Origin of the sequence: Erwinia wuhanensis, from assembly GCF_030484085.1 — a bacterium.
Taxonomy (GTDB): domain Bacteria; phylum Pseudomonadota; class Gammaproteobacteria; order Enterobacterales; family Enterobacteriaceae; genus Erwinia; species Erwinia aeris.
Window position 1 is genome coordinate 203,594 of sequence record NZ_JAUJUH010000008.1, and the last position, 23,697, is coordinate 227,290.

The 23,697-nt window shown below is 50.6% G+C and carries 24 protein-coding genes, 1 other RNA gene and 2 pseudogenes; 18 read left to right on the plus strand and 9 right to left on the minus strand.

Going from position 1 to position 23,697, the window contains the following annotated elements:
* The first annotated feature begins 10 nt into the window (after nucleotides 1-10).
* Nucleotides 11-1,342 carry an ATP-dependent RNA helicase SrmB gene (gene srmB / locus QZH36_RS18520; RefSeq protein ID WP_253459161.1) on the plus strand — a complete coding sequence of 444 codons (1,332 nt, stop codon included), beginning with the start codon at nucleotides 11-13 and terminating at the stop codon, nucleotides 1,340-1,342.
* Between the two features lie 231 nt (nucleotides 1,343-1,573).
* On the opposite strand, the gene grcA is transcribed toward srmB, so the two are convergent.
* Nucleotides 1,574-1,957: an autonomous glycyl radical cofactor GrcA gene (gene grcA, locus QZH36_RS18525; protein ID WP_253459159.1), complete on the minus strand. Its 384-nt coding sequence runs from the start codon at nucleotides 1,955-1,957 to the stop codon at nucleotides 1,574-1,576.
* 272 nt (nucleotides 1,958-2,229) lie between these two features.
* Between grcA and ung the strand changes: the two genes are divergently transcribed.
* Nucleotides 2,230-2,910, plus strand: coding sequence for a uracil-DNA glycosylase (gene ung, locus QZH36_RS18530; RefSeq protein ID WP_301730846.1), 681 nt, complete (start codon nucleotides 2,230-2,232; stop codon nucleotides 2,908-2,910).
* Nucleotides 2,911-2,974: 64 nt separating this feature from the next.
* On the opposite strand, the gene grpE is transcribed toward ung, so the two are convergent.
* The gene (grpE, locus tag QZH36_RS18535) at nucleotides 2,975-3,553 is read right to left on the minus strand and encodes a nucleotide exchange factor GrpE (protein ID WP_125289463.1); all 579 of its coding nucleotides are present in this window, start codon (nucleotides 3,551-3,553) and stop codon (nucleotides 2,975-2,977) included.
* Between the two features lie 124 nt (nucleotides 3,554-3,677).
* Here grpE and nadK point away from each other — a divergent pair, with 124 nt between their 5' ends.
* The 3 genes from nadK to bamE all read left to right on the plus strand — a co-directional run bounded on the left by nadK (nucleotide 3,678) and on the right by bamE (nucleotide 6,826).
* A complete protein-coding gene (gene nadK / locus QZH36_RS18540) occupies nucleotides 3,678-4,556 on the plus strand; it encodes an NAD(+) kinase (RefSeq protein WP_125289462.1) in 879 nt (292 codons plus the stop codon).
* Nucleotides 4,557-4,644: 88 nt separating this feature from the next.
* Nucleotides 4,645-6,306: a DNA repair protein RecN gene (gene recN / locus QZH36_RS18545; RefSeq protein ID WP_301730847.1), complete on the plus strand. Its 1,662-nt coding sequence runs from the start codon at nucleotides 4,645-4,647 to the stop codon at nucleotides 6,304-6,306.
* Nucleotides 6,307-6,478: 172 nt separating this feature from the next.
* Entirely contained in the window at nucleotides 6,479-6,826 is a 348-nt protein-coding gene (gene bamE, locus QZH36_RS18550) for an outer membrane protein assembly factor BamE (RefSeq protein ID WP_253459150.1), read from the plus strand.
* A 91-nt stretch (nucleotides 6,827-6,917) separates the two neighbouring features.
* Here bamE and QZH36_RS18555 read toward each other — a convergent pair whose 3' ends face one another.
* Both QZH36_RS18555 and QZH36_RS18560 read right to left on the minus strand, forming a co-directional pair.
* Nucleotides 6,918-7,205 carry an RnfH family protein gene (locus tag QZH36_RS18555; protein WP_125289459.1) on the minus strand — a complete coding sequence of 96 codons (288 nt, stop codon included), beginning with the start codon at nucleotides 7,203-7,205 and terminating at the stop codon, nucleotides 6,918-6,920.
* Nucleotides 7,198-7,632: a type II toxin-antitoxin system RatA family toxin gene (locus tag QZH36_RS18560; RefSeq protein ID WP_125289458.1), complete on the minus strand. Its 435-nt coding sequence runs from the start codon at nucleotides 7,630-7,632 to the stop codon at nucleotides 7,198-7,200. Before QZH36_RS18560 ends, QZH36_RS18555 begins: the two co-directional genes overlap by 8 nt.
* Nucleotides 7,633-7,790: 158 nt before the next feature.
* On the opposite strand from QZH36_RS18560, the gene smpB reads away from it, so the two are divergent.
* The 3 genes and pseudogenes from smpB to QZH36_RS18575 all read left to right on the plus strand — a co-directional run.
* Nucleotides 7,791-8,273 carry an SsrA-binding protein SmpB gene (smpB, locus tag QZH36_RS18565; RefSeq protein ID WP_125289457.1) on the plus strand — a complete coding sequence of 161 codons (483 nt, stop codon included), beginning with the start codon at nucleotides 7,791-7,793 and terminating at the stop codon, nucleotides 8,271-8,273.
* Between the two features lie 49 nt (nucleotides 8,274-8,322).
* Nucleotides 8,323-8,686, plus strand: a transfer-messenger RNA (tmRNA) gene (ssrA, locus tag QZH36_RS18570).
* A 123-nt stretch (nucleotides 8,687-8,809) separates the two neighbouring features.
* Nucleotides 8,810-9,586: pseudogene (locus QZH36_RS18575) on the plus strand (primase-like DNA-binding domain-containing protein); the annotation flags it as partial.
* A 171-nt stretch (nucleotides 9,587-9,757) separates the two neighbouring features.
* Here the strand turns inward: QZH36_RS18575 and QZH36_RS18580 are convergent.
* From QZH36_RS18580 to QZH36_RS18595, 4 genes are all read right to left on the minus strand, one after another.
* A complete protein-coding gene (locus QZH36_RS18580) occupies nucleotides 9,758-10,489 on the minus strand; it encodes a retron system putative HNH endonuclease (RefSeq protein WP_301730848.1) in 732 nt (243 codons plus the stop codon).
* 12 nt (nucleotides 10,490-10,501) lie between these two features.
* A complete protein-coding gene (locus QZH36_RS18585) occupies nucleotides 10,502-12,115 on the minus strand; it encodes an AAA family ATPase (protein WP_301730849.1) in 1,614 nt (537 codons plus the stop codon).
* Between the two features lie 4 nt (nucleotides 12,116-12,119).
* Nucleotides 12,120-13,052 (minus strand): retron St85 family RNA-directed DNA polymerase, encoded by a 933-nt coding sequence (locus QZH36_RS18590; RefSeq protein WP_301730850.1) that lies wholly within the window; start codon nucleotides 13,050-13,052, stop codon nucleotides 12,120-12,122.
* Nucleotides 13,053-14,233: 1,181 nt separating this feature from the next.
* On the minus strand, nucleotides 14,234-14,476 hold the full coding sequence (locus QZH36_RS18595; RefSeq protein WP_301730853.1) for a hypothetical protein: 243 nt from the start codon (nucleotides 14,474-14,476) through the stop codon (nucleotides 14,234-14,236).
* A gap of 82 nt (nucleotides 14,477-14,558) precedes the next feature.
* Between QZH36_RS18595 and QZH36_RS18600 the strand changes: the two genes are divergently transcribed.
* Nucleotides 14,559-14,720: a hypothetical protein gene (locus tag QZH36_RS18600; RefSeq protein WP_301730854.1), complete on the plus strand. Its 162-nt coding sequence runs from the start codon at nucleotides 14,559-14,561 to the stop codon at nucleotides 14,718-14,720.
* Nucleotides 14,721-14,735: 15 nt separating this feature from the next.
* Here QZH36_RS18600 and QZH36_RS18605 read toward each other — a convergent pair whose 3' ends face one another.
* Nucleotides 14,736-15,050, minus strand: coding sequence for a hypothetical protein (locus QZH36_RS18605; protein ID WP_301730855.1), 315 nt, complete (start codon nucleotides 15,048-15,050; stop codon nucleotides 14,736-14,738).
* Between the two features lie 658 nt (nucleotides 15,051-15,708).
* On the opposite strand from QZH36_RS18605, the gene QZH36_RS18610 reads away from it, so the two are divergent.
* The 9 genes and pseudogenes from QZH36_RS18610 (at nucleotide 15,709) to pmrB (ending at nucleotide 23,691) form a co-directional block, all read left to right on the plus strand.
* A complete protein-coding gene (locus tag QZH36_RS18610; protein WP_301730877.1) occupies nucleotides 15,709-16,560 on the plus strand; it encodes a YPO3983 family protein in 852 nt (283 codons plus the stop codon).
* Nucleotides 16,544-17,005 carry a DUF943 family protein gene (locus QZH36_RS18615; RefSeq protein WP_301730856.1) on the plus strand — a complete coding sequence of 154 codons (462 nt, stop codon included), beginning with the start codon at nucleotides 16,544-16,546 and terminating at the stop codon, nucleotides 17,003-17,005. The genes QZH36_RS18610 and QZH36_RS18615 overlap by 17 nt, the downstream gene beginning before the upstream one ends.
* Before the next feature lie 378 nt (nucleotides 17,006-17,383).
* Nucleotides 17,384-18,236: pseudogene (locus tag QZH36_RS18620) on the plus strand (YPO3983 family protein).
* On the plus strand, nucleotides 18,220-18,690 hold the full coding sequence (locus tag QZH36_RS18625) for a DUF943 family protein (protein WP_301730857.1): 471 nt from the start codon (nucleotides 18,220-18,222) through the stop codon (nucleotides 18,688-18,690). The pseudogene QZH36_RS18620 and the gene QZH36_RS18625 overlap by 17 nt, the downstream one beginning before the upstream one ends.
* Before the next feature lie 428 nt (nucleotides 18,691-19,118).
* Nucleotides 19,119-19,271, plus strand: a complete 153-nt coding sequence (locus tag QZH36_RS18630; protein WP_301730858.1) for a hypothetical protein — start codon at nucleotides 19,119-19,121, stop codon at nucleotides 19,269-19,271.
* Nucleotides 19,272-19,648: 377 nt separating this feature from the next.
* Nucleotides 19,649-20,002, plus strand: a complete 354-nt coding sequence (locus tag QZH36_RS18635) for a KPN_00521 family repetitive protein (RefSeq protein ID WP_253459116.1) — start codon at nucleotides 19,649-19,651, stop codon at nucleotides 20,000-20,002.
* Nucleotides 20,003-20,319: 317 nt separating this feature from the next.
* Complete coding sequence (gene eptA / locus QZH36_RS18640) at nucleotides 20,320-21,960, plus strand: phosphoethanolamine transferase EptA (RefSeq protein ID WP_301730859.1); 1,641 nt, start codon at nucleotides 20,320-20,322, stop codon at nucleotides 21,958-21,960.
* The gene (gene pmrA / locus QZH36_RS18645; RefSeq protein ID WP_301252682.1) at nucleotides 21,957-22,628 is read left to right on the plus strand and encodes a two-component system response regulator PmrA; all 672 of its coding nucleotides are present in this window, start codon (nucleotides 21,957-21,959) and stop codon (nucleotides 22,626-22,628) included. Before eptA ends, pmrA begins: the two co-directional genes overlap by 4 nt.
* Nucleotides 22,621-23,691 (plus strand): two-component system sensor histidine kinase PmrB, encoded by a 1,071-nt coding sequence (pmrB, locus tag QZH36_RS18650; protein ID WP_301730860.1) that lies wholly within the window; start codon nucleotides 22,621-22,623, stop codon nucleotides 23,689-23,691. Before pmrA ends, pmrB begins: the two co-directional genes overlap by 8 nt.
* The last annotated feature ends 6 nt before the right edge of the window (nucleotides 23,692-23,697 follow it).

Here is a 23,697-nt window from a genome sequence, read left to right on the forward strand (position 1 = left end):
GAGGTAGACCATGACTGTAACCACTTTTTCCGAACTCGAACTTGATGAAAGCCTGCTGGACGCCCTGCAGGAAAAGGGCTTCACGCGCCCCACGGCAATCCAGGCCGCTGCGATCCCGCCTGCACTGGAGGGTCGCGACGTTCTGGGTTCGGCACCAACAGGTACAGGCAAAACCGCGGCTTACCTGCTGCCTGCGCTCCAGCATCTGCTGGACTTCCCGCGCAAAAAATCCGGCCCGCCGCGCATTCTGATCCTGACACCGACTCGCGAACTGGCGATGCAGGTGGCCGATCAGGCTCGCGAGCTGGCGAAAAATACGCATCTGGATATCGCGACCATCACCGGCGGCGTGGCTTATATGAACCATGCGGAAGTGTTCAGCGAAAACCAGGATGTGGTAGTCGCTACCACCGGTCGTCTGCTGCAATACATCAAAGAAGAGAACTTTGACTGCCGCGCGGTAGAGACGCTGATCCTGGATGAAGCCGACCGTATGCTGGATATGGGCTTCGCGCAGGATATCGAAACTATCGCGGCGGAAACCCGCTGGCGTAAACAGACGCTGCTTTTCTCCGCCACGCTGGAAGGCGAAGCGATTAAAGATTTCTCCGAGCGCCTGCTTAACGAGCCGGTCGAGATTGAAGCCGATCCCGCCCGCCGCGAGCGCAAGAAGATCCTGCAATGGTATTACCGCGCCGATGACGTTAAGCATAAAACCGCCCTGCTGCTTCACCTGCTGAAACAGCCGGAAGTCACCCGTTCGGTGATCTTCGTGCGCAAGCGCGAGCGTGTGCATGAGCTGTGCGGCTGGCTGCGCGACGCCGGTATCAACTCCAGCTATCTGGAAGGTGAACTGGAGCAGTTCAAGCGTAACGAAGCGATTAAGCGTGTCGTCGATGGCCGTGTCAACGTGCTGGTGGCTACCGACGTCGCGGCGCGCGGCATCGATATTGACGATGTCAGCCACGTCTTTAACTTCGATCTGCCGCGCACGGCGGATACCTATCTGCACCGCATCGGTCGTACCGGCCGCGCGGGCAAAAAAGGCACCGCGATTTCGCTGGTGGAAGCGCATGACTTTTTACTGCTGGGTAAAATCAGCCGCTACGTCAACGAGCCCCTGAAGGCCCGCACCATCGATGAGCTGCGTCCAACCACGCGCGCGCCAAGCGAAAAGCTGAACGGCAAGCCGTCGAAGAAAGTGCTGGCGAAGCGTAAAGAGCAGAAAGAGAAGAAAGATAGCGAAGAGAAGCCGCGCGTGAAGAAACGCCATCGCGATGCCAAAAACGTTGGCAAGCGTCGCAAGCCGAGCTCTGCGCCAAAAACCGACAGCGCTGAATAAATACGCTGCCCAACAAAAAACCGCCCTCGTCAGGGCGGTTTTTTTACATCTTTTATTTTATTTATTACTGTTTAACCTGATTTTCTGCCTGAAATACTGATTTCTGCCATGCAGCTGCGCGGCCCTTTCCTTGTTTTTAAATTACATCTTATATTTCAATAAACTAAGATAATATTTCCCTGATGTTATTTTCAGCGCACGCCTTATTATCCTCAGGCAGCCGTCTTTCTCTTACAGGCTTGCAGTAAAGGTACGAGCAATCACATCGCGCTGCTGTTCAGGCGTTAACGCGTTGAAACGCACGGCGTAGCCTGACACGCGGATCGTCAGCTGCGGATATTTTTCCGGATGTTTGACGGCATCTTCCAGCGTTTCACGGCGCAGCACGTTAACGTTCAGGTGCTGACCACCCTCTACGCGTACCTGCGGCTGGATATCCAGCGGTACGTCGCGGTATTCAAACTGGCCGAAATCGCTTACCGGTACAATTTGATCTTCTTTATAGCTGTCCTTGGCGCAGATGCAGCGAGCCTCTTCTTTTTCATTATCGAGTAGCCAGAAAGAGTTAACTAGCGCTGGATTAGTTGCTTTGGTGATTTGGATTCCGGAAATCATTGTTGCCTCCCAGGCGGTTGGTGGCTGATGAAATATCAGCAGAGAAAATTGATCTGTATCCGACCTATATAACAGCCTGGAAACCAGGCAGCTTTGACCGAAATCAAAAAGTGAGCGTCCTTTACTGTGCACATATCGTCAACTTTATGATTTATCTCAACTTTACCGCACCGCTCTTTCCTGGTTTTTTTGTATTTTTAAACTTTATTTTAAGTTTGTGTCGGTAGCGATCCGCGCTAAGCTACACCCTGATTACCCTAAAGGAGGCGGACATGGTCAATACGCTGACCTGGCACGATGTGCTGGCAGAGGAAAAAGAGAAACCTTACTTCATCGAGACGTTATCGATGGTGGCTAAAGAACGTGCGGCCGGAAAAACCGTTTATCCGCCGCAAAAGGACGTGTTCAATGCTTTTCGCCTGACGGAGCTGGGCGATGTCAAAGTGGTGATCCTCGGTCAGGATCCGTATCACGGCCCTAATCAGGCGCATGGCCTTGCCTTCTCGGTGCTGCCCGGCGTGACCGTGCCGCCGTCGCTGGTGAATATGTATAAGGAACTGGTCACCGATATTCCGGGCTTCCAGCGTCCCAATCATGGTTTTCTGGAAAGCTGGGCGCGTCAGGGCGTGCTGCTGTTGAATACGGTCTTAACCGTGGAGGCGGGACAGGCGCATTCACATGCCCGTTTCGGCTGGGAAACCTTTACCGACCGCGTGATTGCCGTCATTAACGAGCATCGCGAGAACGTGGTGTTTTTGCTATGGGGATCGCACGCGCAGAAAAAAGGCAGCATTATCGATCGCCAGCGCCATCATGTTTTACAGGCGCCCCACCCTTCTCCGCTTTCGGCCCATCGCGGCTTCTTTGGCTGCGGACACTTTTCCAAAACCAATGAATGGCTGGAACAGCACGGTGAGCAGCCGATAGACTGGACGCCGGTTCTGCCAGACTAGCTTCTCTGGCTGCGGCTGCGGACACAAAAAAAGCACCCGAAGGTGCTTTTTTTCGTTATAGCTATCAGCCTTTGGCTTTCGCTACCGCAACCATTGCCGGGCGCAGCAGGCGACCGTTCAGCGTGTAGCCGCGCTGCATGACCATCAGCACGTGATTCGGCGCCACGTCTTCGGATTCAATCATCGACATCGCCTGATGGATTTCCGGGTTAAACGGCACGTTGACGTCGCCAACCACTTCCACGCCGAACTTACGCACGGCGCCAAGCAGGGATTTCAGCGTCAGATCGATACCCTCGATCATCGCGGTCAGCTCGCTGTTCTCTTTGTCGGCCAGTTCCAGCGCGCGCTCCAGGCTGTCGATAACCGGCAGCAGCTCGTTGGCGAATTTTTCCAGCGCAAATTTATGCGCTTTTTCCACATCCAGTTCGGTGCGGCGACGAATATTTTCGATTTCGGCCTGAGCACGCAGCTGCGCTTCACGAACGCCACCCTGCGCCTGTGCCAGCTGGGCTTCCAGCTCGGCAATGCGCTCATCACGCGGATCCACGCCTTCTGCTGTCTCCGCGTCCTGGGTTGCCTGTTCCATCTCGATATCGTCTGAGACTTGCTCGTTTGGTGTGTTCTGTTCTTTACTACTCATGAATTTCTCCGCGTTTGTGCACATTCATCTCGCTGGTTCGCTTATTATGGGGATCAGAATTGCGGTTTCAAGGGAACCCGTTACATTGTCTGAGGTAGTTTACCTCATGAGGAACACCAGCATCATGAACAACCATTTTAACTGCATCGGTATTGTGGGCCATCCGCGCCATCCTACCGCGCTGACCACTCACGAAATGCTCTGTCGCTGGCTTACGGCGAAGGGCTATCAGGTGATCATCGAAGAGCAGATAGCCCGCGAGCTGAATCTGGCCGACGTCGAAACCGGCTCGCTGTCAGAAATCGGGCAAAAGGCCGATCTGGCGGTGGTGGTAGGCGGCGATGGCAATATGCTGGGCGCGGCGCGGGTGCTGGCTCGCTACGATATCAAGGTCATCGGCATCAATCGCGGCAACCTGGGTTTCCTGACCGACCTCGATCCGGATAACGCGCAGCAGCAGCTGGCCGACGTGCTGGAAGGCAAGTACATTACGGAAAGCCGCTTTTTGCTGGAGGCGCGGGTTTGCCGCCAGGGCCGCGAGCCGCGCGTCGGTACGGCAATTAACGAAGTGGTGCTGCACCCCGGCAAGGTCGCGCATATGATTGAGTTTGAAGTGTATATCGATGAGACCTTCGCTTTTTCGCAGCGTTCCGACGGCCTGATTATCTCTACGCCGACCGGGTCGACCGCCTATTCGCTTTCCGCTGGCGGCCCTATCCTGACGCCCTCGCTGGATGCGATTGCTATTGTGCCTATGTTCCCGCATACGCTTTCGGCCAGGCCGCTGGTAATCAACAGCAACAGTACGATTCGGCTGCGCTTTTCCCATATGCGCAGCGACCTGGAAGTCAGCTGCGACAGTCAGATCGCGCTGCCTATCCAGGAAGGCGAAGACGTACTGATCCGCCGTAATGACGATCACCTGAATCTTATTCATCCGCAAAATTACAACTATTTCAATACGTTAAGCTCAAAACTTGGCTGGTCGAAAAAATTGTTTTAAAATCCGTTGCCAGCTACTTTACTGGTTATAGAACCAGTATATACTGTATGAAAAACCATATCTGTGTTTTCATACAGGAACGCTTTCTATGCTGGCACAACTGACCATCAGTAATTTTGCGATTGTTCGTGAACTTGAAATCGATTTTCAGCGTGGCATGACCGCAATCACCGGCGAAACCGGCGCGGGTAAATCTATTGCTATCGATGCGCTCGGCCTCTGCCTGGGCGGTCGCGCTGAAGCCGATATGGTGCGTCAGGGCGCAAATCGCGCCGACCTCTGTGCCCGCTTCTCCCTGAAAGATACCCCTTCTGCCCTCGCCTGGCTGGTGGAGAACCAGCTGGACGAAGGCAGCGAATGCCTGCTGCGCCGCGTAATCAGCAGCGACGGCCGCTCTCGCGGCTTTATCAACGGCACCTCCGTTCCGCTTTCCCAGCTGCGCGATCTGGGCCAGCTGCTGATTCAGATCCACGGTCAACACGCCCATCAGCTGCTGCTGAAGCCAGAACATCAGAAAACGCTGCTGGATGGCTACGCGGGCGAGAACGGCCTGATGCAGGAAGTGGCGCAGAGCTATCGCCAGTGGAACCAGAGCTGTCGCGTGCTGGCGCAGCATCAGCAGCTGTCGCAGGAACGTGAAGCCCGTCGCGAGCTGTTGCAGTATCAGCTCAAAGAGCTGAACGAGTTTGCGCCGGTTGCAGGCGAATATGAAGCCATCGACGAAGAGTACAAGCGCCTGGCGAACAGCGGTCAGCTGCTGTCCACCAGCCAGCAGGCGTTAATGCTGCTGGCCGACGGTGAACATACTACGTTGCAGAACCAGCTTTATACCGCGCAGCAGCTGTTGAGCGAACTGGTGGCGATGGATGATAAACTCAACGGCGTTTGCGTCATGCTGGACGAGGCGGCCATTCAGATCAGCGAGGCCAGTGACGAACTGCGTCATTACTGCGAACGTTTAGATCTCGACCCTAACCGTCTTTACGAGCTGGAGCAGCGTCTGTCGCGCTATATCTCGCTGTCGCGCAAGCATCGCATCTCTGCGGACGAGCTGGCCGGCTATCATCAGCAGCTGCTGGAAGAGCAGGCCCAGCTCGATCAGCAGGAAAGCAATCAGGAAGAGCTGGCGCTGGCCGTGGCAAAGCATCACAAAACCGCCGTGGAATGCGCCGAGCGTCTGCATGAGCGCCGTGTGCACTATGCGCAGGAGCTGAGCCAGCTGATTGGCGAAAGTATGCACGCGCTGTCAATGCCGCACGGCCGCCTGGCTATTGAAGTCCAGTTCAACCCGGATCATCTGACCGCAGAAGGCGCAGATCGTATCGAGTTCCGCGTGACCACGAACCCAGGGCAGCCGCTGCAGCCGCTGTCCAAAGTCGCCTCCGGCGGCGAGCTGTCGCGTATCGCGCTGGCGATTCAGGTGATTACCGCGCGTAAGATGGATACCCCAGCCTTGATTTTCGATGAGGTGGATGTGGGTATCAGCGGCCCAACCGCTGCGGTCGTCGGTAAAATGCTGCGCCAGCTGGGTGAATCCACCCAGGTCATGTGCGTAACCCACCTTCCGCAGGTAGCGGGCTGTGGTAATCACCATTTCTTTGTCAGCAAGGAAACGGACGGCGAGATGACCGAAACGCATATGCAGCCGCTGGACAAGCGCGCGCGTCTGCAGGAGCTGGCGCGTTTGCTGGGCGGCAGCGAGGTAACGCGCAACACATTGGCTAACGCAAAAGAGCTTTTGGCGGCCTGAAACGGCACTTTTTTGGCATCCGGCGGTCATAACCTTGCTTCGTAGAGGTTTCCAACTGCGGAAAGGTTTATTATCATCGGCTTCTGACGCTGTGATCGAAGCGATAAACCGATACAGAATATAAAATAGCCTGATGCCCAAGGTGTTGGCCCGAAAAGGAATAAAGATACTTATGCGCTGTAAAACGCTGACTGCTGCGGCGGTGGTTCTGCTGATGACGACCGCCGGATGTTCCACTCTGGAGCGAGTGGTTTACCGGCCGGACATCAACCAGGGCAACTACCTGGTTGCGAATGACGTCTCTAAAATCCATACCGGCATGACCCAACAGCAGGTGGCTTACACCCTGGGCACGCCGATGATGCACGATCCTTTCGGCAGCAACGTCTGGTATTACGTTTTCCGTCAGGAGCCGGGCCATCAACCTGTGACCCAGCAGACGCTGACGCTGACCTTTGACAGCAACGGCGTATTGACCAATATCGATAACAAGCCTCAGCTGTCGTCCAATAAGCGCTAAGGCAGAGGCTGACCAACCTGTCGGCCCGACTGCGGTCGTGTAGATTGGGAAGGCGACGGGAAGAAAAACAGATAAGGCGCTGAAGAGCGCCTTATTTTTTTGCGGCTCGCTCTGCGCGCTGGCGGCGCAGCTCTTTGGGATCGGCCAGCAGCGGACGATAGATTTCAATCCTGTCGCCGCTGTGCACTTCATCGCTCAGCTTAACCGGACGGCTGAAAATGCCCACTTTGTTGCTGGCAAGATCGATATCGTTGCGCAGCTCCAGCAGTCCGGAAGCTTTAATCGCCTGTTCGACAGTGGCGCCCTCTTCCACGTTAACCGTATAAAGATACTGTTTTTCAGGAAGCGCATAGACCACTTCTACCGCGATATCAGGCACTGTAAACCTCTTTTGCGCGCTTGGTGAAAGCCTGCACCATGCTGCTGGCCAGCTCTTTAAAGATGCGGCCAAACGCCATCTCGACCAGCATGTTGGTGAATTCAAACTCCAGATTCAGTTCAACTTTACAGGCATCTTCGCTCAGTTCGGTAAACTGCCAGCCGCCGGTCAATTTGCGGAAAGGCCCGTCAACCAGCTGCATCTGGATGCTCTTGTTGTTGTTCAGCGTGTTGCGCGTGACGAAGGTTTTGCTGATCCCGGCTTTGGAAACATCTACCGACGCCGTCATCTGCTGCTCACTGGAATCCAGCACGCGACTGCCGGTACACCCTGGTAGAAACTCCGGATAGGCATCCACATCGTTTACCAACCGGAACATTTGCTCAGCACTGTAGGGCACCAGCGCAGAACGACTAATCTGGGACATAACGTTTCCTGTTAATCTTAAACTTTACAATAATAACATCGACGGCCTGTAAACAAAAATTCTCAGCCGCCAGCGTTCTGCTAAAATAGCGCTTTTCCCCGCGCTTGTTGTTACAGGGGATGCCATCATTCACCGCTTCATGTACACTAAGTTGCACTATGACAAAGAAAAAAGCACATAAACCCGGTTCTGCCACCATTGCCATGAACAAGCGGGCGCGCCACGAATACTTCATTGAGGAAGAGTTCGAAGCGGGTCTGTCGCTCCAGGGATGGGAGGTCAAATCTCTCCGTGCAGGTAAGGCCAACATCAGCGAAAGCTACATTATGCTGCGCGATGGTGAGGCGTTCCTGTTCGGCGCAACTTTTCAGGCGCTGACCGGCGCATCCTCTCACGTGGTTTGCGATCCTACGCGCACCCGTAAACTTCTGTTGAAGGAGCGAGAGCTGGATACGCTGTTTGGCAAAGCTAATCGCGACGGTTACACCATCGTGCCGCTGTCGCTGTACTGGAAAAACGCCTGGGCCAAGCTGAAAATCGGCGTGGCGAGAGGTAAGAAAGAGCACGACAAGCGTGACGACATCAAAGAGCGTGAGTGGAAGACAGACAAAGCACGTATAATGAAGCACGCAAATCGCTAAGGTACTGGCATTGCGTGAGGTTTTTCTGTTATACTGCTAAACAGTACTTGGGGCTGATTCTGGATTCGACGGGATTTGCGAAGCCCTAGGAGCATGCCGAGGGGCGGTTTGCCTCGTTAAAAGCCGCAAAAAAATAGTCGCAAACGACGAAAACTACGCCCTAGCAGCTTAATAACCTGCTAAGAGCCCTCTCTCCCTAGCCTCCGCTCTTAGGACGGGGATCAAGAGAGGTCAAACCCAAAAGAGATCGCGTGGATGCCCTGCCTGGGGTTGAAGCGTTAAATCCAATCAGGCTAGTTTGTTAGTAGCGTGTCCGTTCGCAGCTAACCGGCGAATGTAAAGACTGGACTAAGCATGTAGTGCCGACGGTGTAGTAATTTCGGACGCGGGTTCAACTCCCGCCAGCTCCACCAAATTCTTGGTCGATGGCTACCAGAACCATTCGATGAAGTCCTGAAAGCCCGCAAAGCGAAAGCTTTGCGGGCTTTTTTGTGCCTGTAATTTGTCGCGCAACAATACAAACGAGATGGCCGCAATTGCTGGCCAGAGAGGACAATACTACGGCGGCGACCATCGACACGCTGGAATCCTCCCGTGAGCGCGCCAGCATGGTGGGCTTCTCTCTGATTATCCTGCCGGATCAGGAAAAATGGAGCGGCGATGGCGCGGGTATCAAGGCGATCACTGGCGGCGATGCTGTGGCGATTGACCCGAAGTACCGCGACGCTTATTTAACCCACATCCCGGCGGTGATACTGGCGGTGAACAACAATCCGATGCGCTTCAGCGACCGCAGCGGCGGCGTGTCGCGCCGCCGGGTCATCCTGCCGTTCCCGGACGTGATACCGCCAAACGAACTTGACCCGCAGCTGCTGGAGAAGATTGCCGGTGAGCTGGGGGTTATCGTGCGCCACCTGATGCAGCGCTTTACCCGACCTGATGATGCCCGCGAGCTGTTGCAGGCGCAGCAGTCGCCTGAGGAAGCGCTTGAAATCAAGCGCAGCGCCGACCCGCTGGTCGACTTCTGCGGCTACCTGACGCCGCTGAGCACGCCAACCGGGCTGTTTATCGGCAATGCCAATATTCGCCCCATGAATCCGCGTCGCTATCTGTACCATGCCTATCTGTCCTTTATGGAGGCCAGGGACCATCAGCATCCCATGAGCCTGACGGCGTTCGGCCAGGCGGTGCCGCAGACGCTGAAGGAGTACGAGATAGAACTGTTGCAGCGTAAGACAAAGAACGGCATCCAGACCAGCCTGGAGCTGAGCGAAGACTGCGAGGCAGACTGGCTTCCGCGCTGCGATGCATAAGCTATACGAAAAAACCAAACCGGCTGCGGCCGGTTTGTGCTAGTAGCAGACATTGTTATCATCATGATGTATTAATCAAACGGATGAGTTCAAATCGGTAATTGATCGTCAGCAGCGGCAGAAATGCAGCAGAACGGCGCAGACGGCGTTGCCCTAAGAGAGCGCAATAGCTTAAGCCAGATACCATTTTCTCAGCGAGATAAATTCACCGTAAACACCTGCGGCATCCTTGCTGAGTAATGCGGCGATATCCTCTTCATTACTGACAGCTCCAAGAAACTCCAGCGCTGCCAGCCGCAAACGAGTTAATCTGACACAGTTTAAATTCAACAGTTCTATTGATTTCCGGGCTTTATCCACATACTGGGTCGGGCAGTCAGCGGAGACATCCATCACTCCTTCTTCATCGAATTCAAACCATGTTCCATTCTCAGGAAGGTCCTGCGAAGGATCGAGGATTAGTGCTGACCAGTTATGATTGGCTTTTAGCACATCGCAGCTCAGATTAGATTCATCTGACAGGGACTTATTATAGCTTGCTGAGCGCGCGTGTTGCCCACCAAAGCAGCACCCCAACAGATTCGTCCACAATAGCGAGTAGTTAATGGTGGGTCCAGGCTGCCCTGCCGCTATCATGCTTTTAATGGCTTTGCTGTTTTCAGGGATAAAATGTTCAACTTTAAACCCTAGCGGTTTGTTGTCACCTTCATCTCTGAGCGCTTTTTCACAATAGGCACAGAGACCAGCCTGATCGGCAATTATGTCATTTTTCAAACTGTCCCGGTCGGCAGAAGCTAAGGTGGTATAGAATTCACCCTTCCAACCATTATTCGCATTTCCTGGCACCGCCAGATAAGCGTCCATAATGTCATTGCTCAGCCGCTCTTTCCTGAAGCCTCTCATTACTGCTCCTTACTAATTTTTTTTGGCGTTACGCTTAATTCTGAGTTCCAGATCAATTTTTAGTTTGGTAACATCCGGGTCGTGAGCATCGCCCCAATCAAGAATTTTCTTCAGCAGCGCCTGTGCTTCTGGCGTGTCGTACTGATCGTTTTTCATCAACTTGCGGAAACGTGCAAGATTTTGTACTGGCTCGACATCGGGCCGTGCTGCAACATCCTGGATATCATTTTGAACCTGAGAAGACTCAGCACCATATGAAAAGGCCGGAATCTCAATATAAAACCGATTATCCTTAACTCTAATTTTCCTGATTGCTTTCTCTTCAACGGTATTCAGAATATTAGGGCTATGGGTGGTAGCAATAATTTTCACATTCGGGAAGGTTTTTTTCAATTTAGTGAGCAAGGATTGCTGCCATGAGGGGTGCAAATGTAACTCAATCTCATCAATAAAGACGATTCCCTGACCGTTGAATGGGTCTTCAGTGCCACAGGTATAGATTAGTTTCAGGGCAATATCGAATAACAGTGAAAGCGTGCTCTTCTCACCATGGGAGAGATAGGACGCACTGATTTCACAGTCTCGTTTTACACATACAAGATCCAATGCTTCAAGCTTTTCATCGTATTTTAACTGAAAAGAGGAAATATCATCGATAAAATCGCATCCCAGTGCGAAAATCATATCCACAATCTTTTCCATCCGGTCAAGATTGGTTGACTTTACCTTCGACTGGCTGCCAAAGATGATTTCAATTTCTTTCTCTTTCTGGTCAATCAGTGTTTTTTTTATTTCATCGGCAAGATCAGAATGACTGATATGGTATATAAAATCCTTGATACCTTTAATTTTTTCACTCTGATCATCTTCATTAGAGACGCTTTTTTTTATTTTTATTTCGGCTGCCCATTTAATAAAGCTGGCAAAGATATTAGAAGAAAGCGCCAGTGAAGAGTCCGGATAAAGTTTATCCAGCAACTTGCCGGAACCGCTTTCAACCGCAGACGTGAATCCACCGTCGGGGTAGTTCTTACCCCGCTCTACCGAGTAGTAAGCAAACATCGGAGCTACAATGCCATTGTCCTTAAACTCCAGATACATTTCAGCCAACTCTTTAAATTCTGTGTAATCACTTTTAACCGAAGAAGCATCAAGGGAGCGGGCAATACCGATCTGATAGTCGGAGAATTTTTTGTTATTCCCTACAGAGATATCTAGGTTAACTAGCATCGCGGCATTATTTACTAGGCGACTGATGTATTTATCACCGAACTTCCACCCCTGATTTGAGCCATAAACCAATCGATAAAACCATGAGAGAGAAAGATAAATCGCTTCCAGAATCCCCGTTTTACCATATCCATTATTGGCGGCGATCAGAATAATATCGTTATCCAGATTAATAGATAGTTCGTTAAATCCTTTATAGTTTACCAGTTTTAATTTTTTTAAACAAAACTGCGCATCTTTCAGGTTATTAAGGCACATCTGGCGATAGCGTGCAGATTCAGCTGGGTCGACTTCAACAAACATCCCCTCTTTGTAAGACTTAAACATTTTATACTGGTCTTTGATTGAATTATCATGATCAGCACCCATTTTTATTTTCTTCATTGTCCGATTCATTCATTCACTCCTGATATTTTACGATGCCGCTAATAACCTCTGCGCCGTATTTTTTTTGCATTGACAACTTAAATTCCGGCTCAATATAGAAATAATGCGCAAGCAAGCCTTTCAACATCAAGGCTTCATCAGCGCTGAGTGCTCCCATTTTAAATCTGAAGATCAGTGATGAGGCGTAACGTTTATTTTTCCGTCCAACTGACAGTTTATTGTCATTCGTCAGTGTCACGCCAGTGACATGACGATTATGCGCCTTCGATGAAAATACAGTTTTGCTTTCATTTATAGCGATATTTTCATAACCGGACTTCACAATTAGCGTGGAAATTTGCTCTTTCAGAGTAAACAGCACATTCTCATGCTGAGTTGAAAAGGTCATATCATCCGCATAACGGGTATAGGTTACACCTGCCTGATGGCATATTTCCGACAGCGACTGGTCAAATTTCTTCATCACATAGTTAGAAATAAACGGTGATGATGGTGCACCGACACTTAATACCATCTTCCCAGAAAGCTTCTTACTCGGGCACCAAAAAAATATACTAATCAATAGAATTAAAGTGGACTCGTCAATTTCCACTGAATCATGTAACAGTGCATTTTTAAAGGTATCTGGCGTAATGCTGTTGAAGAAATTGGAAAAATCCATCTTCAACAGATAAGGATTGTTTACATGCTGCTGTGCGTTTTCTCTGGTGCCCTTACCCGGTTCATAAGCGGTGGCGCAGGAATGGACAGTGAGTCGAGTGCGCAGAAACGCAACGAGTTTGCGTTGTAGATCTTTGACTTCCGGGGTTGGCTGGGCAATTACTCTGACTCCAGAGCTACGCTTGGGAATTTTATAGACTTTATATTTTAACGGACTTCGCCGCGCAGTAAATGCCAGCTTAATTCTGCTAATACCGATGTCCTGATATGGAATCTCTATCTTCATCTATCATTTATAATTCAGGGTGGCAGAACGCTATTATGCCCTGTCACCCTGAAAGCCCTTTACTAGAAGCCGCGATAAACACTTCATCGCATCATAACACTTTATGATGCGATGAAGTGTTTATCGCAATCATAAAAGTGCTCAATAAGTTAGAGTCTGGCTAAACGCCCGACTAGACGCAAAAACCGTCCATACACTAAAGAGCTAACAGAGATGATAGCTAACAATGTGTACTGACAGCAAGCATTGTTGCTCGTGTGCTTTGATGCAAACTTCGCCGCTAGATGAACAGAGGCACTCATTAAATCTCTTCTTAACTAAGCCCAGCCTTGCCGCCAACGCTCTTAAACTGCAGGATACAGAGGCTGATAGCCTACGATAATCCACTCAAAATGTACGTTAAGAATGAGCTCTGCGTCTGAAAACTGATTGGCACTCAATACTGTTCGTTTAATACCACTTTTGATGTATTTCCAGACTGATCCTTAGCGGTTGTTACGGTGGTGAGAGTGTTGACGAATGTATGATTAAATGTTTTTACTGAGTCGTCAGAAGTAAAATGTCCGCTCCTCGCTCAAAGCGGACTTGCAACCTAGCGATAGGCTCCTTTCAGCCAAGCAGTGAAACCGGCCATCTTCCGCAGCGGACGAAAATCCAAACATTGCCATCATACTTTTACGTCTGAAGATGAATGGTGTTCACCTCGAGTGAAGAGTAGTGAAGAGTACCCATCTAAGTGATCACCACATAAGATTATGATTATTAGCAATAAAAGCCAAAGGTGAACAGGGTGAACACTTTTTCATAAAATCTTTTTTTTTTAAAGATAACCTGAGCATTTAGTTTTATGCAGTCTTAATTTATCAGCTGTCGAAAAGTACAGACAAAACGGCATTGGTATACGCTTAGGTATATGAATCAAAGTTGAATTCATAAAAATCATCCTAATACAGTAAGTTGAGGTGAAAATTCAGATTCCGCCAGCCCAGAATCATCCGGCAAAGATCTGAGAGCCCGTATGGCATAAGCCCTGCGGGCTTTTTTGTATCCTTCAGCGGCGGTGTGCCCAAACCTTTCCGCATTAACCGCTATACATCAGCGATAACCTCTGTAATCCCCCACTTAAACCCGTTCAGCCATTCTTTCTACCGTAGTCCACGTCTTAAGCGCTTTCAACAGCCTCAGGTAGCGGGCGACGAAAAGTGAAAACGAAAGCGCATCCAGTTTAACAATAGCCCGGAGATAGCCTGAACCAGCTTGCCGGCGTGATCAAAATCAGTAATTTGCTGCTGATGAACCAAACGATAGCTATCGGTAACAGCTAGCCAGCTAATCTGCACGTCGTTCAGTTTCAGCAAGGCCGCCTCGCCTTCCGCTGAATCTGCGGCAAACGCAAAGTCCATCACTGCTGATAATACATTCATCAATCCGGCCACGTCGCCCGTATCCGGCTGGCAGATATCATTAACCGCCAGGTAAACCCGGCTACGCCAGAACAAGGGGAAAATGCACTACGTTGCCATGCACGCAGCACGCAGCAGGCAGCAGGCAGCAACGCTGGTGATGCGCCATGCTAAACTGGCCTCCTCTCGCCTGTCGCCAGTCCGCCTCAATTCGTGTGCCAGACGCCTGCTGGCGGGCGGCATCCAGAAAGACGTCTGGCTATAATGCGCTCATTATTGCTTAACGCGCGCGACCGGTCAGACGCAACACCAGACCAATAAAAAGTAGCGCAATGCCCGAGGCATAAATCGGGAACCAGCGCGCCCACCAATTAGTAGAGAACAGCGGCGCGCTGTTGACATGACTGACGGCATAGCTGCCATAGAGATTCACGGCCAAAGCTATTGCAAAGCTAACAAGGCCGATAAAAACCAGTAGATTCGAGACCTTATGCATTGTGCTTCTCCTGTTCAGGGCCGGATAGAAATTGTCGCCGGAAATCACTATTTCAATATAAATTTCATTGATGTAATTATTTTCTGCGTCTGTACTCAACTGATTTTCAGCGAGGAAAGCACTTTCCGGAAAATCATCCAGTCGACTTCCCGCACCAGCTGAAGCAGCAGGTCAAGACAGTGCGCATTGCCCGCTGGCCAGGCCGATTTTACCTCTAGCGGCGAATGGTGTTCACCTTCGGATGAAGAGTGGCTAAGAATCCCCGCCTAATTAATCATCATTTAATTCACTGATAATAAATCACAAAAATTAAAAAGTGAACAGGATGAATACTTTTCCCTAATGTTTTTTCTTAAATTCTTCAAGGAATTAGTTTAACAATTACTCTTTCATATTACGGCATCGCGTCACTAACTTTGATAGCTTTAACCTGCTATAGCGAAAGACAACCCGTGTAATGGTCTATGCCTGGATACTAACTATCGACCGGTTGAAAATCCGTAGATGAAACGGCATTGCTATACTACTCTAAGTTAAATTCACAAAAACCATTTAAAAACATAAAGGGCAGAAAATCCCGAAAATTAGAAAATTGCCAAATGGCGTTTTGATAAATCAGACCTGAGCGGTTCGTTCTCAGCACAAGAGCTGTAAAAGATTACAGGCAGTAATAATTGAAGATTTACATCACTGCCGGTCACCGCGTATTATCCCTTGTGAACACTACACCGGACAATGACACAAGGAATGTATCATGATGGCGGCTCTACAGTTTCCCTGTACTCTATTCAAAACTCAAAACCGGATGGATGACTATAGCGCTGAAGATATGCGCTGTGGCGATCTGACTGAAGCACAACTGAAATCCCATTACCGGCTGGACTATATCTCTGACCGTGTTGATCCTTACATGCTGACCCGGCGTTCCTCAATGGATCGGCCTCAATCCATGTTCTGTTGCAATCGGCGCGGAGCCGGAGAGAAAATTAGCCGGCAGCAGTGCGCCATGATGCTGTTTGATGAGTTCCGCTCGTTATCCCGTAAGTTTTCCATTTATGGGCCGTACAGCCACCTGATCGAAAAGATGATCACCCATATGCAGAACGGCAACGGTACGCCCTTCCATGATATGTCAATGGACACGGCTTTAAAGGAGCATATTCGCAATGACAGAACAAAAAACAGTACGTACTTATTATTGCAAGAAGCCTTAAGCATAAATATTAATTGGGAAAATAAATGTTACCCACGAGAAGGATCAGGCAAACTGAGGGATGCCGTACTTAGCGGAAAGCTTCCTAAATTCGACAGATTCCAGGATAATTATAATGGTATGGGTATCACTGTTCACGATACTTGGGCAACATGTATTACAATAAAGTCATTAAAAATTGATAATGACCGTTACCGGGCAGTGGTGCATTATCAGATCCAGGATCACTTTGGTCTGGACAGCGATGATATTCTGCAAACAAGATTCAACCAGTTTCATTTCTTCCGTATCTGGTTCGTGCTGCAGCGATACTGTCAGTTTGGCTTCAAGCCATACATAACCGATATCGGAGCAACTGTAGAGATTACAGGCGAACGCAATGAAATCCAAAAATAAAAAATTGCTTTGTGCATCATTACTGATTGGCTGTACTCTGCTGGGTTACTTACTTTGGTTGTCATTACGTCCCGTGGAGATCATAGCCATTCACCAAAGGCATAACTATAGCGATATCCTGGTAAAGAATTTTCCATTAACCGAACGAGGGAAAATTAATTATTGGCTGACAAACAAGAAAAAAATAAAGGATATTTACAACACCCCCAAGCCTGCCGAGGATGGTTTTTTTACCATCATTTTTTGGGATTTTGGTGATGGATATAAAGAAACTGATGGTTATGACAGACTCTGCTTTGACGATATGAAAGCAGTAAAAAACTGCATTGATAAAAACTCGCTAATGATGGTGGTATACAGTAAAAATACAGGCTTGTATTTTCGAATGGATAGCGGAAAATATTACGTAAAGGAAAATGGTGAGATAGATAAAAGAAAATACTAATAAATTCAGTCATCTGCCGTTAAGGCAGCAATAAAATTTCCGTTCTTTCTAAATTGCACTTGCCATGTGGGTATAGCAAAAGACCAAAGGGCTATTTCGACGGAAAGAAAAGCGGCAACACCTGGCCACCTGCTACACCTGTAATATTGCGTCCCGATCTGCCCAGATATATAGCGACCTTTTTAACAGATACCGGGCCTTATGCAGCACGGGCAGGAATTTACGCTTTACCCGCTCTTATCCAGGCCAGCGTGCGTGGTTAACGCTTTTCTGTAAAAATTACGGTGAGTGATTGCACGGCATTTACATCACTGCCGGTCACCGCGTATTATCCCTTGTGAATACTACACCGGACAATGACACAAGGAATGTATCATGATGGCGGCTCTACAGTTTCCCTGCACTATATTCAAAACTCAAAACCGGATGGATGACTATGGCGCTGAGGATATGCGCTGTGGCGATCTGACTGAAGCAAAACTGAAATCCCATTAACGGCTGGACTATATCTCTGACCGTGTTGATCCTTACATGCTGACCCGGCGTTCCTCAATGGATCGGCCTCAATCCATGTTCTGTTGCAATCGGCGCGGAGCCGGGGAGAAAATTAGTCGGCAGCAGTGCGCCATGATGCTGTTTGATGAGTTCCGCTCGTTATCCCGTAATTTTTCCATTTATGGGCCGTACAGCCACCTGATCGAAAAGATGATCACCCATATGCAAAACGGCAACGGTACGCCTTTCCATGATATGTCACTGGACACAGCTTTAAAGGAGCATATTCTTAATGACAAATCAAAAAATAGCACTCGCCTAAGACTGCATGAAGTTATTAAAAAAAATATCGATTGGCATAAAAAACATTACCCAGAAAAAGAAAAGGATAAATTAAAAGAAATAATCCTCGGCGGGAAACTCCCTAAATTTGACCGTTTCCAGGATGATTTTAATGGCATGGGTATCACTGTTCATGATACCTGGGCAACGCGTATCACCATAAAATCACTGCATATTTATAACGATCACTTTCGCGCAGTGGTGCATTACAAAGTTCAGGATCATTTTGGCCTCGACAGCGACGATATACTGAAGAAAAAATTCAGCCAGTTCCATTTTTTCCGTATCTGGTTCGTGCTCCAGCGATACAACCAGTTTGGCTTTAAGCCATTTATGACCAATATGGAAGCCACAATAGAAATTAAGGGAGCTCACAAATGAGAGTGAAAAATAGGAGAACTATAGCTTCGCTCTTTCTGGCTGGCTTGGTGCTGCTTGTCTACTGGTTTTGGTTGTCTCTGCGTCCAGTAGAGATTGTCGCTATTCATCACAGAAGTAGTGGTTTCAGTGATGTGCTGGTCACTAGTTTTCCACCGACTGATAAAGGGAAAATTAAATGGTGGTTAAAAAACCAGAATATGTTAAAAGATAAATATGCCATTCCAAAACCTGATTCAAATGGCTATTTTTATGTCACCTTCTGGTTGTTTGGGAAAGGGTATAAGGAAGAAGGAAAATATGACAGGCTCTGTTTTAATGATATAAAAACAAAAATAAACTGCATCGAAAAGGACGCTATCTTTTCTGTAGATAAAAGTAGAAATATGGGTTTAATGTTCACTGTGTATGATGGCGATAATTATCGCTTAGACCTTAATGGCGACATTATAAAAGTTACATCTGATTAGGTCTGCCTCTCTCGCGTAGAGACAGCAATATAACCATTCACCCTGCCCGGCTTGCACCAGCAAAGCGGAAGTAGCAAATACTCAGGAGGCTATCCAGACGGAGAAAAGCGGCAATGCCTTGCCGCCGGCCTCACTGATATTGCGCCTTTCCCCGACATGAACGCCCTGCTTTGATATGCGCCGGGTATGATTGCATTCTCTACCATGACGACAGCCTTGAGTGACCTGTTAAATCCAGCGACATTAAAATCCGGCGGTTTCGCTAATTCGCCCCGCCATTAAAAAAGCACGCGAAAAGGGCTTTGCGCTTATCCATCAGCCAGCTACGCTAAGGCCCGAATTACACCAGGCCTACTTTCAGCAGCGCATTCTGGCAGGATCCATTCGCCGGTTACCTACTCCAGCTGTTCGGCAAGCTGCTTTAAATTTTGCTGCTTTTGATCGACCACATCGGCGACGTGCATTTCCGCCCTTATCAACATCCACAGCTTGGGTTTTACCCCCATCACTGCATGGTGTTTGATGCCGAGGGAACCCGCATCAGCGCCGATATCGCCATGCCGCAGGTATGTGCCGCCTGATCGATACGATTACCGGTTTTTTTCCGTTCGGCCATGCCGGACGGAAAGTCGCTCTTATTCAGGCTGCGATAGTCGCCTGCGCTCGTGCATTTTCCCTACACCCTCCGTCACTGACCCTGATTGAAAACCGAAAAACACGACGCAAAACGTCTCTCTTCCCGTGAACATTTTCTTCGGCATGCTGCACAGCCCCGCTTTCTCGCTGCTGCAATCCTTCTGTTTATCCCTGCGTAAGCGCTTTTTAACCGCCATTTCACCGGTAAAGCAGCAAAATCGCCCGCTTCAGCTATGCTCAAATACAGGTTATTCCTAAGGCGGGGCGTCATTTGCCGTGCCATGCTTAACTACACAACGGATCAATGTTTGGTGAGGAAATCATGAAAAAAACGATTATTGCACTTTCTGCCCTTCTGCTGGCTTCTCCTGTTTTTGCCGCCACACACGCAACGGACGATACCGTAGCCGCCGCTAACGAAGGCGCCAACACGGCAAAAGAGAAACTGCACCAGACCCAGAATGAAGGCAAAGAGCTGAAGCTGAAGTCTGAACACGCGGCGGAAGGCAAAAGCCACGACACCACCAGCAAAATCAGCGAAGGCACGCAGAAAACCTGGCATAAGACCAAAGAAGGTACCGAAAAAGGTTGGGATGCAACCAAAGAAGGCACTGAAAAAGGCTGGAATAAGACCAAAGAAGGCGCCAGCGATCTGAAAAAGAAAGTCACTGAGTAATCGCTTATCGTGATCGAGTTGAAGGCCGCTTATGCGGCCTTTTCTTTTATCAGGCGAAAGCCTTTTTCTGGCGGAATACCTCTTCGTAAACATTACCTGTCGGCGAATTCTGATCGCTGACGGAAACATCAGGCACATTCTCAGCCCTTCCCGCTTCCTGCCCCCTCCTTATATTCCGTGCGCCTGGCTTTTCCAGACCATCAGGAGGACGCTTGCCATCTTTGCCAGTCCTTATCGTGGTTTCTTAAGGGCCTTAAGGTTTTCCTAACCTTTCACTGGCAGGCTGAGCCTCTCTTTTCTTGCTCCGGATTGCTGGTATGTCACTGATGCAGCTAAAAAGAGTGTCGCTAAGTCGACACCTTTTCCTGATCCTCTTTTCCGCCTACATTGCTTTGTTTCTGAATCTTGCCTTCTACCATCAGGTGCTGGCGGCCATGCCGCTTACCACGTTGCGCTGTACGCTGGTTTTCCTTTCTATGCCGCTGGTAGCGTTCAGCGTCATTAATATCGTGCTGACGCTGGCTTCGTTTCTGTGGCTGGACAGGCTGCTTATCGCCCTGTTTATCCTGGTTTCCGCTGCGGCACAGTATTTTATCTGGAACTACAATATCGTTCTCGACCGCTCGATGATCGTCAATATGCTGGATACCACCGCGTCGGAATCCTTTGCCCTGATGACGCCGCAGTTTGTTATCAGCCTGCTGCTTTCCGGCGTGCTGGCCGTCGTGCTGGCGTTCTGGATACGCTTCAAAACGCCGTCGGGCCTGTTAACCAGCGTGGTGCCGCGCGTGCTCAGCCTGGCCGCCTCCGCCGTTTTAATCCTGCTGATCGCCCTGCTCTTCTATAAAGATTACGCCTCGCTGTTTCGCAATCATAAAGAGCTGGTGAAGTCGCTTAGCCCTTCCAACAGTATTGCCGCAACGCTTTCCTGGTATAAGCACAACCAACTGACGCACCTGCCGCTGGTCAGGCTGGGAGAAGATGCGCATCAAAGCCCGCAAATGCTCAACAGCACGAAAAAAAGCCTGACCATTATTGTGCTGGGCGAAACCTCGCGCGCGGCGGATTTTTCGCTTTCCGGCTATCCGCACCAGACCAACCCCCTGCTGGCGAAAGATAACGTTATCTATTTCCCGCAGACCCTATCCTGCGGCACCTCTACGGCAGTGTCGGTGCCCTGCATGTTTTCCGGGATGCCGCGCGCGCACTATGATGATGTGCTTGCCAGCCATCGGGAAGGCCTGCTGGATATCGTGCAGCGCGCGGGCCTGAGCGTGCTGTGGAATGAGAACGACGGCGGCTGTAAAGGCGCCTGTGACAGGGTGCCGCATCAGGATATGACGCGCCTGGATCTGCCTGGCGAGTGCATCGACGGCGAATGCTACGATGACGTGCTGTTTCACGGCCTGGATGACTATATCAACCAGCTGAAGGGCAACGGCATTATCGTGCTGCATACTATCGGCAGCCACGGCCCAACCTATTATCATCGCTATCCGGCGCAGTTCCGCCGTTTTGTGCCGACCTGCGACACCAACCAGATCCAGGACTGTTCCAGGGAGCAACTGGTCAACACCTACGACAATACCCTGCTCTATGTGGATTACATCGTCGATAAAGCCATTAACGTATTAAAATCACATCAGGATCGTTTTACCACCAGCCTGGTCTATCTTTCCGATCACGGGGAATCGTTGGGCGAAAACGGGGTCTATCTGCATGGTATGCCCTACGCGATAGCGCCGGAAGAGCAGAAGCATGTGCCGATGCTGATTTGGCTGTCGCCCGACTATCAGCAGCGCCACGCGGTGGCTATGGACTGTATGAACAAACTGACGAAGAATACGTGGTCGCAGGATAATCTGTTCTCTACGGTGCTGGGGCTGACCGGCACGGTGACGCGTGAGTATGTGCCTGGCGACGATATCCTGACGGCCTGTCGGAGCACAAATCGGTGAAAATTCTGGTGGTGGAAGACGATGCCCTGCTGCTACAGGGTTTGCTTATGGCGCTGGAAGGCGAAGGCTACGTTTGCGACGGCGTAAGCACCAGCCACGACGCACAGGCCGCGCTTGCCAGCGGCCTCTATAGCCTGCTGATCCTCGATTTGGGATTGCCGGACGAGGACGGCCTGCGCCTTTTGCTACGTCTGCGTCGCCAGAAGAAAAAGTATCCTGTGCTGATCCTCACCGCGCGCGATACGGTCGGCGACCGCATCACCGGGCTGGACGCGGGCGCGGACGATTATCTGATCAAGCCTTTTGCGCTGGAAGAGCTGCTGGCGCGCATCCGGGCGCTGATCCGCCGCCATGTTAACCAGGGTGACAGCAGGCTGACTTTCGGCCAGCTGGCGCTGGATATGACGCATCGCCAGATCCATCTTGCCGACAGGCTGCTGGAGCTGACGCCGAAAGAGTACGCTATTCTGTCGCGGCTGATGCTTAAGGCCGGGCAGCCGGTGCATCGCGAAATCCTCTACAACGATATCTACAACTGGGAAACCGAGCCGTCCACCAACACGCTGGAGGTGCATATCCACAACCTGCGCGAAAAAATCGGCCGGTCGGCGATCCGCACCGTGCGCGGCTTTGGCTATGCCCTGATCAAGGCCGATACGAATGAGTAAATTTTTCTTTCAACGTCAAGGCAACACGATGCGCTTTCGCCTGCTGATGGCGGTTGGCCTGATTTTGCTGTTCTGCCAGGTGATTAGCGTGGCGTGGCTGTGGCACGAAAGCAAAGAGCAGATCCAGCTGCTGGTGGACGCGGCGCTGCATAATCATGACCAGCACAAGCACGTGGAAAAAGAGATCCATGAGGCCGTCGCCAGCCTGGCCGTGCCGAGCCTGATTATGATTACGCTCGCCCTGCTGCTCTGTTTCCAGGTGGTGAAATGGATCACGCGGCCGCTGTCTGAACTGCAAAACCAGCTGGAAAACCGCAGCGAGGACGATCTCGATCCCATCAGCTGTGCCCGTTCGGTGCGGGAAGTGGATGCCGTTACCCAGGCTGTTAATCAGCTGATTACGCGTCTGACCACCAGTCTGGAGCGCGAACGCCTGTTTACCGCCGATGTCGCCCACGAGCTGCGCACGCCGCTGGCCGGACTACGGCTGCATCTGGAGCTGATAGAGAAAAAGCACGCCGTTAACGTGCGCCCTTTGCTCGAGCGTCTGGATCAGATGACCAACAGCGTCTCTCAGCTGCTCCAACTGGCGCGCGTCGGGCAATCCTTTACCGCCGGCAACTATCAGCAGGTTTCGCTGATGCGGGATGTGATCGCGCCGATGAGCCTGGAAATGCAGGCGATGCTGCAACAGCGTGGACAAACGCTGGAAGTGGCGGCAACGCAGGATGTCACGGTGCGCGGCGACGCCACGCTGCTGAGCGTCCTGCTGAGGAACCTGCTTGAGAATGCCCATCGCTACAGCCCAAAAGGCACCGTCGTGACCGTTCGCATTGAAAACGTTTCCGGCGCGGTGCTGGCGGTGGAGGATTGCGGGCCGGGCATTGACGAAAGCAAAAGCGGCGAGCTGAGCCGCGCTTTTGTACGGATGGACAGCCGTTACGGCGGCATCGGGCTGGGCCTGAGCATCGTCAGCCGCATTGCCCAGCTGCATAAGGCGCAGTTTTTCCTCGAAAATCGGCCGCAAACCGGCGGCTGTCGCGCCTCGGTAAAATTTTCCTGACGGCGG